We start from the raw sequence: 13,492 nt of genomic DNA on the forward strand, positions 1-13,492 counted from the left end.
GCCCACGGGCCCGGAGCCGAAGATTGTTTGACGCAGGTCACATGTTCGCCCCCGACGAACTCCGCCATGCTGGGCCTGAACACCACTCTTTGAGCCGTAAAGGGGACCTGCCATGGCCGACTCCGTGCTGTACGAGGTGAGCGACGGACTCGCGACGATCACGATCAACCGGCCCGAGGCCATGAACGCGATGAACACCGAGGCCAAGGTCGCTCTCCGGGACTCGGCCCGGGCAGCCGCCGCCGACCCCGCCGTACGGGCGGTACTGCTCACCGCGTCCGGGCGCGCCTTCTGCGTGGGCCAGGACCTCAAGGAGCACATCTCGCTTCTCGCCGAGGACCGGGAGCACGGCACCGACCACACCATGAACACGGTGCGGGACCACTACAACCCCATCGTGCGGGCTCTCACCGAGATGCCGAAGCCGGTCGTGGCCGGGGTCAACGGGGTGGCCGCGGGCGCGGGCCTGGGCTTCGCCCTCGCCGCGGACTACCGGGTCGTCGCCGACAACGCCAAGTTCACGACGTCCTTCGCGGGCGTCGCGCTGACCGCCGACTCCGGGGTGTCCTGGACACTGCCCCGCCTGATCGGCCAGAGCCGCGCCGCCGACCTGCTGCTCTTCCCGCGCTCGTTCTCCGCGCAGGAGGCATACGAGCTGGGTATCGCGAACAAGCTGGTCCCCGCGGCCGACCTGGCCGCCGAGGCCGCCGCGGTGGCCCGTGCGCTGGCCGAGGGCCCGACCGTGGCGTACGCGGCTCTCAAGGAGTCCCTGGCGTACGGCGCGGGTCACACGCTCGGCGAGGCGCTGGCCAAGGAGGACGAGCTCCAGACGAGGGCGGGGGCGTCGGAGGACCACACGATCGCTGTCCAGGCTTTCATCGCCAAGGAGAAGCCGAAGTACCTCGGCCGCTAGGAACGGGAGCCGGCCCCGCGCACGACACAGTCGCTCAGGTGGTCGTCGACGAGACCGCAGGCCTGCATCAGCGCGTATGCCGTCGTGGGTCCGATGAAGCGCAGACCGCGCTTCTTGAGGGCCTTCGCCAGCGCCGTGGACTGATCGGTGACCGCGGGGACGTCGGCTGTCGTGCGCGGAGCCGGCCGCTTCGCCGGATCCGGGGCGTACGACCAGATCAGGGTGTCCAGTTCACCGGCAGGCCAGTCGGCGAGCACACGCGCGTTGGCGAGCGTCGCCTCGATCTTGGCCCGGTTGCGGATGATCCCGGCGTCGGCGAGGAGCCGTTCCTTGTCGGCGTCGGTGTACGCCGCCACGGATGCGATCTTGAAGTCGTCGAAGGCGGTACGGAAACCCTCGCGGCGGCGCAGAATGGTGATCCAGGACAGGCCGGACTGGAAGGCCTCGAGGCAGAGGCGCTCGAACAGGGCGTCGTCGCCGTGGACCGGACGGCCCCACTCCTCGTCGTGGTAGGTGACGTAGTCCTCCGTGGACAGGCCCCACGGGCAGCGCAGCTTCCCGTCGGGCCCGGGAACGGCCTCGCCGGTCACCGGTCGCGCTCCTCGCCCGGCTTGGTGAACAGGTCGGGGCCGCCCACCCTCCGGGCCTCCGCGCCGGCCAGCGCCGACTCCAGCTCGGCGATACGGGCGTCCCGCTCGGCGAGCTCCGCACCGAGGCGGCTCAGCACATCGTCCACTTCCGACATCCGGTAGCCGCGGGGCGATACCGGGAGCCGGATCGCCTCGACGTCCGCGCGGCCGACCGCCCGGCCGGCCGGCAGCGGGTCCACCAGCTGCTCCGGGGCCACCTCCGGCAGGGCCGCGCTGTCGCCGCCGCCGACCACGGCGAGGGTGACCGCGGCGACGACCACGACCATCGCGATCAGCAAGAACAAGAACACGAGCGAGCCTCTCCCCAAGCGGAAACTGTCCGGTGCTGATCGTGCCACGACAGTCTGGGAGTTAGGGTCGCAGGCGACCGACCTGAGGAGGAAAACCGCTGATGCTGCGGCTGGGACGGCGCGAATTCGACGCGCACGAGCCGGTGATCATGGCGATCGTGAACCGGACGCCGGACTCGTTCTACGACCGGGGCGCTACGTTCCGCGACGAGCCCGCGCTCGCCCGCGTCGAGCAGGCGGTGTCAGAGGGTGCTGCCATCATCGACATCGGTGGCGTGAAGGCCGGTCCCGGCGAGGAGGTGACGGCCGAGGAGGAGGCGCGGCGTACGGTCGGATTCGTGGCCGAGGTGCGCAGACGGCATCCGGATGTCGTCATCAGCGTCGACACCTGGCGGCACGACGTGGGCGAGGCGGTCTGTGAAGCGGGCGCGGATGTGCTGAACGACGCGTGGGGCGGGGTGGACCCGAAGCTGGCGGAGGTCGCCGCGCGGTACGGAGCGGGTCTGGTGTGCACGCACGCGGGTGGCGCGGAGCCGCGGACACGGCCGCACCGGATCGCGTACGACGATGTGGTGGCCGACATTCTGCGGGTCACGGTCTCACTGGCGGAGCGGGCGGTCGGGCTCGGCGTCCGCAGGGACGCGATCATGATCGACCCGGGCCATGACTTCGGGAAGAACACCCGGCACAGCTTGGAAGCGACGCGCAGGCTCGGGGAGCTGACGGAGACGGGCTGGCCGGTGCTGGTCTCCCTGTCGAACAAGGACTTCGTCGGCGAGACGCTCGACAGGCCGGTGAAGGAACGCGTGATCGGCACGCTGGCGACGACGGCGGTGTCGGCGTGGCTGGGCGCGCAGGTCTACCGCGTCCACCAGGTGGCGGAAACGAAGCAGGTCCTGGACATGGTGTCGGCGATCGCGGGCCACCGGGCACCGGCGGTGGCGAGGCGGGGGCTGGCGTAGGGGCGCGGGACGGGAGCGCCCGCAGCGGGCTGCTCCCGCCCCTCCCGTCACCGGGGCTCCCCCCGGACCGCTCCCCCCATCGCCGGAGGGGCTTGAAAACAAGCCCCTCCGGCCATGTCAGTGGCCCGTCTCCTTCGTGACCAGCGCCACCGCCTCCTCCACGTCGTCCGTCACGTGGAACAGGAGCAGGTCCCTCTCGGACGCCTTGCCCTGCGCCACCACCGTGTTCCGCAGCCAGTCCAGCAGCCCGCTCCAGTACTCCGTGCCGAACAGCACGATCGGGAAGCGGGTGACCTTGCGGGTCTGGACGAGGGTCAGCGCCTCGAACAGCTCGTCCAGCGTGCCCAGTCCGCCCGGCAGGACCACGAAGCCCTGCGCGTACTTCACGAACATCGTCTTGCGGACGAAGAAGTAGCGGAAGTTCACGCCGATGTCGACGTGCGGGTTGAGCCCCTGCTCGAAGGGGAGCTCGATGCCGAGGCCCACCGAGATGCCGTGGGCCTCCCGCGCGCCCTTGTTCGCCGCCTCCATCGCGCCCGGGCCGCCGCCCGTGATCACCGCGAAGCCTGCCTCGACCAGCGCCCTGCCGAGCCGGACACCCGTGTCGTACTCAGGGGTGCCCTGTCCCGTACGGGCCGAGCCGAACACGCTGATGGCGCTGGGCAGTTCGGCGAGCGCGCCGAAGCCTTCCACGAACTCCGACTGGATGCGCATGACCCGCCAGGGATCGGTGTGCACCCACTCGGAGTCGCCCTCCGTGTCCAGCAGCCGCTGATCCGTGGTGCCGGGCTGTACCTGCTCCCTACGGCGCACCACCGGTCCCAGCCGCTGCTCCCCCAGCGCCCGCAATCCCTCGGTTCCCTCGGGGTCGCCCATGGCCTGCTCCCTCCGCCGCACATCGTTGCTTTGAGTCAGGGTAGGTCGGAGAACGTTACGAAAGGTGAAATCGGGGCGGTCAGGAAGTGAGCCAGTCCCTGAGCCGGACCTCGCAGTGGGTGATCTTCTCCACCGCGACATGCTCGTCCCGCTTGTGGGCAAAGAGCGCGTCGCCGGGTCCGTAGTTGACCGCGGGCATGCCGAGCGCGCTGAAGCGTGAGACGTCCGTCCAGCCGAACTTGGGCTGAGCCGTCCCGCCGACGGCTTCCATGAAGGCGGCGGCTGCCGGGTGCGAGAGGCCGGGCAGCGCGCCGCCCGTGTGGTCGTCCACGATGAACTCGGCGACCGCGCAGTCCGCGAAGACCTCGCGTACATGGGCCTCGGCCTCCGCCATGCTCCGGTCGGGCGCGTAGCGGTAGTTGACCACCACGGTGCACTCGTCGGGGATGACGTTGTTGGCGACGCCCGCCTCGATCCGTACCGCGTTGAGCCCCTCCCGGTACTCAAGACCGTCGATCACGGGCCGGCGCGGCTCGTACGCGGCGAGCTTCGCCAGGATCGGCGCGGCCGCGTGAACGGCGTTGGACCCCATCCAGCTGCGCGCGGAGTGGGCCCGCTCCCCCGTCGTGCGGAGCAAGACCCGCAGCGTGCCCTGGCAGCCGCCCTCGACCTGGGCGTCGGACGGCTCGAGCAGTACGGCGAAGTCACCCTCCAGCCAGTCGGCATGGGCATCGGCCACATGACCCAGACCGTTGAGATGAGCGGCGACCTCTTCGTTGTCGTAGAAGACGAAGGTGAGGTCGCGGTTCGGCTCGGGGACGGTCGCGGCGATCCGCAGCTGTACCGCCACGCCCGACTTCATGTCGCTCGTTCCACAGCCCCACAGCACGCCGTTCTCGTCGAGCCGGGACGGTACGTTGTCGGCGATCGGAACCGTGTCGATGTGCCCGGCCAGCACGACCCGCTCGGCGCGGCCGAGGTCCGTCCGGGCCACGACGTTGTTGCCGTACCGGTCGACGGTGAGGTGCGGCAGGCCACGCAACGCCTGCTCGATCGCGTCGGCGAGCGGCTTCTCCTCGCCGCTGACCGAACGGAAGTCGACCAGGCGGGCGGTGAGCGCGGGAGCGTCAAGGGTGAGGTCAAGCACGGTTTCGGGCATGGCTCCGACCTTAACGCGGGCTCCAGTACGGTGGGCAGCGTGCCTGAGACCGCCTCTCCCCTCCGGCGCGGCCGCCTCCTGCGCATCGCAGCCGCGCTCTCAGTGCTGCTGGCACTCATCGGCTATGTCGTCGTGCAGTACGTCACCGGCGGCGGCGCTCCGCGCTGCACGGTGCGTACGGCCGCGGGCGAGGGCTCCACGTACGAGCTCAGCGTCGAACAGGCCGCGAACGCCGCGACGATCTCCGCGGTCGGCACCACGCGCGGCATGCCGGAGCGCGCGGTCACCATCGCGCTCGCGACCGCACTCCAGGAGTCCGGACTGCGCAACATCAAACATGGCGACCGGGATTCGCTCGGGCTCTTCCAGCAGCGTCCGTCGAAGGGGTGGGGCACGGCGGGGCAGATCCTCGACCCCGTCTACGCCTCCGGGAAGTTCTACGAGCACCTCGCCGAGGTCCCTGGCTACTCGCGGCTGCCGCTGACTGTCGCGGCACAGCGTGTGCAACGCAGCGGCTTCCCGCAGGCGTACGCGAAGCACGAGCCGGACGCCACACTGCTGGCGGCCGCGCTGACCGGCCGCGCGACCCGGGCCCTGACCTGCGATCCGGGCAAGGGCGACAAAGCGGGCGACCCGTCGAAGGTGCGGGCCGAGCTGGTGCGCGCGTTCGGGCCCGAGGTGCTGCCGAAGGCCGGCGCCCCGGGCCGGACGGGCGCCCCGGCGCCGCGCGACGTGTCCGTACCGGTGCGGTCGGCGATCGGGACGGACGGCGGCGGGGCGGCACAGCGGGGCTGGGAGCTGGCGCACTGGGCGGTGGCGCGGGCGGACGGGCTGCGCATAGACGAGGTCTCGTACGCGGGCCGGGTGTGGAGCGCGAAGGAGTCCGGGAAGGGCTGGCGGGCGGCGGGCGCCACGTCGGCAGAGACGGGCGCTCGGGGCTCCGGGGGGAACTCCGGCACGGACTCCCACAAGGCTTCCGGCGCGGATTCCCGTACCGGCGAAGTCCGAATTCACCTCGCACGGTAGTCCGCGTCACACCTCGAACGAGGCGCTCCGGTCACCTCCGGACAAGATGTCGGCCTGCCGTTCGCACCGGTAGCGATCAGTCCCTCAAACCCCTTGCGGGCAAAGAGGAGTGACGATTCGGCACACCGTTGCGCAATGGAATGTTTGCCCGTCTTTATCCGAAGATGATAATGCGACGCATTGCCAACTCTTTACCTTCGCTCACCGCAACTTCTCCCGCCCCCCGAGCGGTTGTCACTGCGTCCGAACGCCGGACCTGCGGCACTGCCGGCCCGGCACCGGACAGACACACCATTCCGCACGTTCTTCTCGCCTCAAGGAGCATCATGACCCTCCCCCTGACCCGTCGGATCGCCCGTGCCGCGCTGCTCATCGCGGCGGGTGCAGCCCCCGTGGTCGGTGCGGTCGGCTCCGCAAGCGCCGCGGACCTTCCTCAGGCCCCCATCGGCGGCCTGACCGCGCTCGACGCGGACGGCGCCGGCGGCACTGTCGACGGTGCCACGCAGAAGACCTCCGACCTGGCGGGCAGGACCGGTGGCGACGCGGTCGAGCAGGCCGTCCCGGCCGCCGGCAAGACCGTCGGCAAGGCGGGCAGGACGGCGGCCCCCGTCGCCCAGAAGGCCGCCGGTGACACCGCGGGCGGCGCGGGTGACGTCGTGGGCGGGGCCGCCGGCACCACGACCGAGCGGCTCGGTGGCAGCGGCCTGCAGGCCGACTCGCTCGGTGGCGGCAGCCTGCCCACCGAGCAGCTGCCGGTGACGCCCCTGCCGCTCGGCTGACGATCCGCACGCGAAGGGTCCCGGGAGTACGAACTCCCGGGACCCTTGCTCATGTTCGGCCGAGGAATGTCCGGCCGACGCGAGTTCGGCCGAGACCTGCCCGGCCGCGAAGTGTTCAGCCGCGAGATGCCCCGCCGAGACGCTTCACCGCGGCCTCGACCCGCTCGTCCGTCGCGGTGAACGCCACGCGTACGAAGCGCTCGCCCGCCGTTCCGTAGAAGTCGCCGGGCGCGACCAGGATGCCCAGCTCCGCCAGGTGCGCCACCGTGTCCCAGCACGGCTGGTCGCGTGTCGCCCACAGATAGAGGCTGGCCTCGCTGTGCTCGATCCGGAAGCCGTGCGCCTCCAGGGCCGTACGCAGCGCGGCGCGCCGGGCCGCGTACCGCGCCCGCTGCTCCGAGACATGCGTGTCGTCGCCGAGTGCCGCGACGGTGGCGGCCTGCACCGGCGCCGGGGTCATCATCCCGCCGTGCTTGCGGATCTGGAGCAGCTCACCGAGCACGCTCTCGTCGCCCGCGATGAAGGCGGCGCGGTACCCGGCCAGGTTGGAGCGCTTGGAGAGCGAGTGGACGGCGACGACGCCCTCGTACGTACCGCCGCAGACGTCCGGGTGCAGGACCGAGACCGGCTCCGCCTCCCAGCCCAGCTCCAGGTAGCACTCGTCGCTGAAGACCAGCACGCCGTGCTCGCGCGCCCACGCGACGATACGGATCAGCTCGTCCTTGGCCAGCACCCGGCCGGTCGGGTTGGAGGGCGAGTTGAGCCAGAGCAGCTTCAGGCCGGTGGGGTCGAGCCGGGTCGGGTCGTCGTAGACCACGGCCTCCGCACCCGCCAGCCGCGCGCCGACCTCGTACGTCGGGTAGGCGAGCCGCGGGTGGGCGACCTTGTCGCCGGGGCCGAGACCGAGCTGGGTCGGCAGCCAGGCCACCAGCTCCTTGGAACCGACGACGGGCAGAACGTTCGTATGCGCGACATCGACGGCACCGAGCCGCCGCTCGACCCACCCGGTGAGCGCGTCACGCAGCCCGGCCGTCCCCCACACCGTCGGATAGCCGGGCGAATCGGCGGCCTCGACGAGCGCCTTCCGGATCAGCTCCGGGACGGGGTCGACGGGCGTGCCCACGGAGAGGTCCACGATGCCGTCGGGATGGGCCGCGGCCGTAGCCTTGTACGGCTCGAGCTTGTCCCACGGAAAGACAGGAAGGCGCGAAGAGACTCGCGACGAGACTGCGGACACAGGCTTCTCTTTCTCGTACTCGTGCGTACCTCGTGCACAGGGCGTCAAATGCCTCGGTCCCGTACGGACGACGAACCGTACGGGACCGGGGGCGACGCACTAGCGGGCCGCGTACTACTGGTTCTGCGGCGGCAGCGCGGCAATAAAGGGGTGGTCGCGCTCGATCAGGCCGAGCTTGGAAGCACCGCCGGGCGAACCGAGCTCGTCGAAGAACTCGACATTCGCCTTGTAGTAGTCCTTCCACTCCTCCGGAGTGTCGTCCTCGTAGAAGATCGCCTCGACCGGGCAGACCGGCTCACAGGCCCCACAGTCGACGCATTCGTCCGGGTGGATGTACAAGGACCTGGCGCCCTCGTAGATGCAGTCGACGGGGCACTCCTCGATGCACGCCTTGTCCTTGACGTCGACACAAGGCTGCGCGATGACGTAGGTCACGCTGTCGTTCCTCCTCGGTAGGGCTGGCATTGCGCGGGAGCGCGGCGTCGTCGATGCCCGCCCCTAGTATCTCCGTTCCTGGGCACGATCCGAACAGGAGGGGCTCGCAGAGCTGTGGAATTCACTGGCGGCGGACGGTTCAAGGTCCGTATTACACCCATTGACGTGGGTAAACGAGTGTCCGTGAGGTGCTTGATCGACTCCGGCTCCGGGGCCGGGAGGTTCACCGACACGGTCGGCGTTCTCACATCATGGAACAAGGGTGTGCTGCTGATCACACGCCGAACCGGAGAGACTGTCCGAATCGCGGAATCGTCCCTGGTCGCGGGCAAGGTCGTGCCCGCCGCGCCGGCCCGCCGACGCGGTCCCGCGGCGGATTTCGAGGAGCTCGTTCGGGTCGTCGCGCGCGCCTGGCAGCCGATGGAGAGCGAGCGGCTCGGCGGATGGGAACTGCGGGCGTCCGCCGGATTCACCCGGCGCGCGAACTCCGTGCTCCCGCTCGGTGACCCCGGGCTTCCTCTCGACGAGGCGCTGGCGCGTGTACGTGCGTGGTACGAGGCGCGGGATCTGCCGGCGTATGTACAGACCGCTACCGGGGCGGCGGGCACTCAGGAAGAGCTCTGCGCGGAGCTTGAGGCGCGCGGCTGGCATCGCGAGGTCTCGGCGGAGGTACGGATCGGGGCCCTCGCCCCGATCGGCGACCTGGACGCGGATGTGACGCGGGTCCGGCTGGCGCGCTCCTTCGACGAGGCGTGGCTGCGGCGCTATCACCGGTTCGGCGTACCAGGACCGCATGTGCTGAAGGTGCTGGGCAGCGGCCCGTCGGTGTGGTTCGCCTCGGTGGCCGGTGAAGGGGCGGTGCCGGCGGCGATCGGCAGGTGTGTGATCGACGGCCGCTGGGCGGGCTTCATGGCGGTGGAGGTGGACCCGGCGTACCGGCGCCAGGGCCTGGCGACCACGGTGATGACCGCGCTGGCCCGGCGCGCGCTGGAAGAGGGCGCGTCCGCGGCGTGGCTGCAGGTGGAGACTGAGAACGACGGGGCGCGCGCGCTGTACGAGGCGATGGGGTTCGCGACCCACCACCGCTACCACCACTTCCGATCTGCTTAGACGGGTACGAGTCGCGTATGCACGACGAATCCGCCGGCAGGCCCGCCGGCCGGCCCGACTGGCGTCAGCAGTTCGCCGAACAGGCCCGCGCGGAGCGCGCGGACCTCGCACTGATGTGCCTGCTGGTCGGCGCGGAGGCCGACCCCTCCGTGGACCAGGCCGTTCTGGACGCGGCCCAGATCGAACTGGACCGGCTCGCCGGACTGCTCCCCTTCGGCCTGGCCGGTCCACACGCGTGGGCCGCGGCGCTGGCCGAGCTCCTGGGCGGACGCTGTGATTTCGGCGGCTCGCCCGCCGACTACCAACGACTGGAGTCCTCACTGCTGCACGAGGTACTGCGCCGCCGCAGGGGCCTGCCGATCCTCCTCTCGGTGGTCTGGATCGAGGTCGCCCGCCGGGCGGGCGCGCCGGTGTACGGGGTCGCCCTGCCGGGCCACTTCGTCGTGGGCTTCGGCGACCCGCACGAGCAGGTGCTCGCGGACCCCTTCGCCGGCGGCCGTGTGCTGACGGGCCCGGACGCGGAACTGCTGGTGGCGGGCGCGACGGGAGCACCCCTTGACCCTTCGATGCTGTTGCCGACGGACCCGGTCGACGTGGTCGTGCGCATCCTGAACAACATCCGTGCCTGGGCCGCGACCCGCCCGGAACGCTCGGACGTCGCACTGTGGGCGGTCGAGCTGTCCCTGCTGCTGCCCTCGCATCCGGCGCGGTTGCGCTACGAGCGGGCACAACTGCTCGTTCAGCGCGGGGAGTTCCTGAAGGGGGCGGCGGAACTGGACGCGTACGCGGATGTGGTGGCGGCGGTGGACGAGACCGCGGCGGACACGATCAAGGGGAAGGCGCGGGCGGCGCGGGCGATGCTGAACTGAGTCCCGGAGACCCTGATCTTTCGGGATATCCCGCGCGTCGCGTCTGTCCCGGGCGTCCCGCGTGTCCCGGGCGGCCTGGGCGTCCCGGTGTCACACTCGCGCGCCGCCGCGACTCTCAGGATGCGGGCGCCCACCGTTCGTGGATGCCCGCGCTCGGCGTCCCGAAGGCCGCGACCGCACTCGGCCTTCTCGTCGGCTTCTGGATCCCGTCGCTCGGGCCGGCTGCGGCAGTCGGCCTCGTGCTCTTCTCCGTCTGTGGGGTCGTGACCCAATTGCGGGTGCGGGACTACAAGTTCGGGCTGCAGTCCGTTCCTGGCGCCGGCCGCCGCGACTCAGCGGGTTGGCACCCTCGGCGAGAGCGGCCGCCGCCAAGCCGGGGTCTCAGCACGGGGGTGGGAGCGGCTGTCGTCGTCATGTGTTCAGACTGGCCGCGGGAGGGCGTCGGCCGTCAGTGTCGGCGGTCGTGACTCGGGGATGACAGATGTCATGCACGCGGCCGTGACAACTGGGGTTGAGCGTGGGTGCGGAGACCGCGCTGGTTCGCCGCGGCCACCCGGTTGCCGGTTCGTCCGGTCGGTTCGCCCGGTCGCCGGTTCGCCCGGATCTGTTCGTCCGGTCGGTTCGCCAGGTCGCCGGTTCGTCCGCTGTTCGTCCTCGACCGCCGGACGGGCTCGGAGTGAGCCGCCCGGCGATCGGTGACAGGACTAGCTCGGGTCGAGCGCTATCTCGCTGACGCGCTCGGTCGGCGACTTGCCGCGCAGCGCCGTGCCCATGGCCTGGGCGACGTCGTCCGCGGAGAGCTGGTGCTTCTTGCCGTCACCCTTGGTGATCATGACACCGTCGAAGACACCGTCGAGGAGGTCGTCGATCGCCTTCTTGTCGTAGACCTCGACGAGCTTGCCGTCGATCGCCTTCATGGAAAGGATCTTGGGCAGCGACCTCGCCGGTCCGAACTGGATCTGCTTGCCGCCCGCCTTGATGGTGATCAGGCCGGACATCGCGGGCTCGGCGAAGTCCTTCATCGCCCGGTCGAGCTCGGTCCGCGTGATGGTCGGCTCGCGGGTGGCGACGGGCAGCTGGACCACGTTCGGCCTGCCGGTCTCGACCTGGGCGCGGTAGGCGTCCTTGACCGAGATCATCGAGCGGCCCACGTCCAGCGTCTGACCCGCCTTGCCGGGTATGGCGACGGCCTTGCCGGGCTCGAACTTGATCGTGCCCTCGGAGGCCGAGCCGGAGACGCCCGCCAGGTCGGTGAGCGCGACGCCCAGCTTTTCCTCGTCGACCAGGATCACCGGTTCGGCGGCACGCTCGGCGCCGAGGAGGGAACCGATCACCGAGACCGGGTTGTAGTCGCTGCCCGCGGCGGCGCGAACGGTGGCCTGGCTGTCCAGGGAGAGTCCGGCCTTGTCCGGGGCGAGCTGCTCCTTCTTGCCGCCCACCGTGAGCTGGAGCGGTCCCGCAGCGCGCTTGCCGAGGGCGGCGTCGAGCTTGCTGACCGCCTGCTCCTTGGTGCCGCCGCCGATGTCGACGCCGAGCACCGTGGTGCTCTTGGGTACGTCGGAGTGGTTGATCAGCAGGCCGGCGCCGTAGGCGACGGCGAGCAGGCCGACCACACCGGCTCCGGCGAGCACCAGCTTGGAGCGGCCCTTCTTGGCGGGCGCGGACCTGGGGCTGGGAGCGGTCCTGGCGGCGGCGGGAGCGGGCACGACAGGACCGGCGGGGCCGCCGGGTCCACCACCGGGACCACCGGGGAACTCCGGTGCGGAGAAGTCCCCCTCCTCAAAGCCCTGCTGGCCGGAGCCGTGGGGCGCCAGCGGGTTCGGACCGGTGCCGGGGCCGGAGAGCGGGCCGCCGAGCGGCGGGAAGGGCGAGCGGCGCTCCGGGGGGACGACGGGGATGCCACTGGTCAGCGTGTCACCGGAGACATGGCTGCCACCGGGCTCGGGGGCGGGCTGCTGAGGGGTGAGCACCGCGGTGTCGTCGGACATCCGGGGCGCGCCGCCGGGACCGGGAACGCCGAAAGCTGGACCGGGGGGACCGCCAGGACCCGGTACGCCGGGAACGCCGGCTCCCGGACCACGCTGGCCGCCCGCGCCGGGAACGCCGGCTCCCGGACCGCCGGGGGGCCGGCCGAGCGGCATGCTGCCGGTGACCGGTCCCGTCGTCGGCCCGGTGGGGCCGAGGGACGCGCCGGGCGGACGTACACCCAGCGGAGGCGTGCCGCCCCCGGGAGCGAAGCCGTTCGCGCCGGAGGCCGGGCCGTCCGCGTTCGCGGCGAGGTCGCTGAGCGAACCGCCACCGCGCGGCGCTCCGGGCCCGCCGTTGCCGGGAGCGCCGTTCGCCGGTCCGCCCTGGCCGGGGATGCTCGCGCCGGGACGGCTCTGACCGGGACCGTCCTGCCGGCCGTCCGAGAAGTACGGGAGACCGGCACCGGGACCGCCGCCGTTCGTGCCGGCGCCCGGCCCCGTGGGCGCGGCAGGAGCGGACTGCTGTCCGGCCGATGCCGCCAGACCCGCACCATTCGTGCCCGAAGCCGGACTCGTGCCCGAAGCCGGACCCGACTTGCGCGGTGCGAACCAGTCGCTGGTCGGCGCCTTCTCCTCGGCCGGCGGCTCCGCCGCGGGCGCGGCAGGCTGCTCCGGCACGTCGGGCCGCCGTGTGCTGCCCGTGCGCTCGCTGTCCTGTCTGGCCGAGGCGGCGTCCACGTCGCTCATCGGCGTACGCATGACGACCGGCGGGATCGGCCGCGAACCCGGGATGTTGATCCGGATACGCGTCGTCAGCGTGGTCTCGGTCCTGGGCTCGTCGGGCTGCGGCTCGGGAGCCACGTCGGCGGCCTCGTCCGGAGCGTCCTGCGGAGGATGCAGCGACGGATACTGGCGGGATCCGTACGGCGGTGTCCCCGAGGGGTACGCGGCTCCACCGCGCCCCTGGGGGCCGGAGGACGAACTGTCAGTTTCACGACTCAAAGCAGGTTCTCCCGGTTGGCTCCGCCGCCCGTTTCTTACTGGATAGCTACTGCTGCGGGCGGCTCGGCGGCGCGCACCACCATACTGGCCGCTGCCGACGGACACCCCGGGACTGTGGAAAGCGACATTTCCGCCGACCGTACGGGCATGGTCAGTTCAGTGGCTTCCCACCCCTCGGGGCGACCCACCATAGGGGCCTGCCGCCCGGACTGCATGG

At 71.4% G+C, this 13,492-nt stretch carries 14 protein-coding genes; 7 read left to right on the top strand and 7 right to left on the bottom strand.

The window, feature by feature from the left end; genetic code table 11:
- The first annotated feature begins 112 nt into the window (after positions 1-112).
- Positions 113-913 (top strand): 2-cyclohexenylcarbonyl CoA isomerase, encoded by an 801-nt coding sequence (gene chcB, locus ACWDZ6_RS10500; protein WP_451502537.1) that lies wholly within the window; start codon positions 113-115, stop codon positions 911-913.
- On the opposite strand, the gene ACWDZ6_RS10505 is transcribed toward chcB, so the two are convergent.
- Complete coding sequence (locus ACWDZ6_RS10505) at positions 910-1,503, bottom strand: DNA-3-methyladenine glycosylase I (RefSeq protein ID WP_451502538.1); 594 nt, start codon at positions 1,501-1,503, stop codon at positions 910-912. The genes chcB and ACWDZ6_RS10505 overlap by 4 nt on opposite strands.
- Entirely contained in the window at positions 1,500-1,853 is a 354-nt protein-coding gene (locus ACWDZ6_RS10510; protein ID WP_451502539.1) for a DivIVA domain-containing protein, read from the bottom strand. Before ACWDZ6_RS10510 ends, ACWDZ6_RS10505 begins: the two co-directional genes overlap by 4 nt.
- Before the next feature lie 101 nt (positions 1,854-1,954).
- Here ACWDZ6_RS10510 and folP point away from each other — a divergent pair, with 101 nt between their 5' ends.
- On the top strand, positions 1,955-2,815 hold the full coding sequence (gene folP, locus ACWDZ6_RS10515; RefSeq protein WP_451502540.1) for a dihydropteroate synthase: 861 nt from the start codon (positions 1,955-1,957) through the stop codon (positions 2,813-2,815).
- Positions 2,816-2,932: 117 nt separating this feature from the next.
- Here the strand turns inward: folP and ACWDZ6_RS10520 are convergent, their stop codons facing one another.
- Positions 2,933-3,691 carry an LOG family protein gene (locus ACWDZ6_RS10520; protein ID WP_451502541.1) on the bottom strand — a complete coding sequence of 253 codons (759 nt, stop codon included), beginning with the start codon at positions 3,689-3,691 and terminating at the stop codon, positions 2,933-2,935.
- Positions 3,692-3,770: 79 nt separating this feature from the next.
- Positions 3,771-4,850 carry a succinyl-diaminopimelate desuccinylase gene (gene dapE / locus ACWDZ6_RS10525; RefSeq protein WP_451502542.1) on the bottom strand — a complete coding sequence of 360 codons (1,080 nt, stop codon included), beginning with the start codon at positions 4,848-4,850 and terminating at the stop codon, positions 3,771-3,773.
- A 39-nt stretch (positions 4,851-4,889) separates the two neighbouring features.
- Here dapE and ACWDZ6_RS10530 point away from each other — a divergent pair, with 39 nt between their 5' ends.
- Together ACWDZ6_RS10530 and ACWDZ6_RS10535 are read left to right on the top strand one after the other, a co-directional pair.
- Positions 4,890-5,876, top strand: a complete 987-nt coding sequence (locus tag ACWDZ6_RS10530; protein ID WP_451502543.1) for a hypothetical protein — start codon at positions 4,890-4,892, stop codon at positions 5,874-5,876.
- Between the two features lie 326 nt (positions 5,877-6,202).
- The gene (locus tag ACWDZ6_RS10535) at positions 6,203-6,655 is read left to right on the top strand and encodes an ATP-binding protein (RefSeq protein WP_451502544.1); all 453 of its coding nucleotides are present in this window, start codon (positions 6,203-6,205) and stop codon (positions 6,653-6,655) included.
- Positions 6,656-6,770: 115 nt separating this feature from the next.
- Here ACWDZ6_RS10535 and ACWDZ6_RS10540 read toward each other — a convergent pair whose 3' ends face one another.
- Positions 6,771-7,892: a bifunctional succinyldiaminopimelate transaminase/glutamate-prephenate aminotransferase gene (locus tag ACWDZ6_RS10540; RefSeq protein WP_451502545.1), complete on the bottom strand. Its 1,122-nt coding sequence runs from the start codon at positions 7,890-7,892 to the stop codon at positions 6,771-6,773.
- 114 nt (positions 7,893-8,006) lie between these two features.
- Positions 8,007-8,327, bottom strand: coding sequence for a ferredoxin (fdxA, locus tag ACWDZ6_RS10545; RefSeq protein ID WP_168101584.1), 321 nt, complete (start codon positions 8,325-8,327; stop codon positions 8,007-8,009).
- A 114-nt stretch (positions 8,328-8,441) separates the two neighbouring features.
- Here fdxA and ACWDZ6_RS10550 point away from each other — a divergent pair, with 114 nt between their 5' ends.
- From ACWDZ6_RS10550 to ACWDZ6_RS10560, 3 genes are read left to right on the top strand one after another with little or no spacing between them, the layout of a single operon-like run.
- Positions 8,442-9,437 (top strand): GNAT family N-acetyltransferase, encoded by a 996-nt coding sequence (locus ACWDZ6_RS10550; RefSeq protein WP_451502546.1) that lies wholly within the window; start codon positions 8,442-8,444, stop codon positions 9,435-9,437.
- 17 nt (positions 9,438-9,454) lie between these two features.
- A complete protein-coding gene (locus ACWDZ6_RS10555) occupies positions 9,455-10,306 on the top strand; it encodes a transglutaminase family protein (protein ID WP_451502547.1) in 852 nt (283 codons plus the stop codon).
- Positions 10,303-10,773 (top strand): DoxX family protein, encoded by a 471-nt coding sequence (locus ACWDZ6_RS10560; protein ID WP_451502686.1) that lies wholly within the window; start codon positions 10,303-10,305, stop codon positions 10,771-10,773. The genes ACWDZ6_RS10555 and ACWDZ6_RS10560 overlap by 4 nt, the downstream gene beginning before the upstream one ends.
- Positions 10,774-11,010: 237 nt before the next feature.
- On the opposite strand, the gene ACWDZ6_RS10565 is transcribed toward ACWDZ6_RS10560, so the two are convergent.
- A complete protein-coding gene (locus tag ACWDZ6_RS10565; protein ID WP_451502548.1) occupies positions 11,011-13,275 on the bottom strand; it encodes a hypothetical protein in 2,265 nt (754 codons plus the stop codon).
- Positions 13,276-13,492: the final 217 nt, after the last annotated feature.

It is taken from the genome of Streptomyces sp. NPDC002926 (assembly GCF_053591755.1).

Bases quoted from the DNA above. Each gene is read 5' to 3' on its own strand.
- folP (WP_451502540.1), top strand. From the start codon at position 1,955: ATGCTGCGGCTGGGACGGCGCGAATTCGACGCGCACGAGCCGGTGATC.
- ACWDZ6_RS10520 (WP_451502541.1), bottom strand. From the start codon at position 3,691: ATGGGCGACCCCGAGGGAACCGAGGGATTGCGGGCGCTGGGGGAGCAG.
- ACWDZ6_RS10555 (WP_451502547.1), top strand. From the start codon at position 9,455: ATGCACGACGAATCCGCCGGCAGGCCCGCCGGCCGGCCCGACTGGCGT.
- chcB (WP_451502537.1), top strand. From the start codon at position 113: ATGGCCGACTCCGTGCTGTACGAGGTGAGCGACGGACTCGCGACGATC.
- ACWDZ6_RS10535 (WP_451502544.1), top strand. From the start codon at position 6,203: ATGACCCTCCCCCTGACCCGTCGGATCGCCCGTGCCGCGCTGCTCATC.
- dapE (WP_451502542.1), bottom strand. From the start codon at position 4,850: ATGCCCGAAACCGTGCTTGACCTCACCCTTGACGCTCCCGCGCTCACC.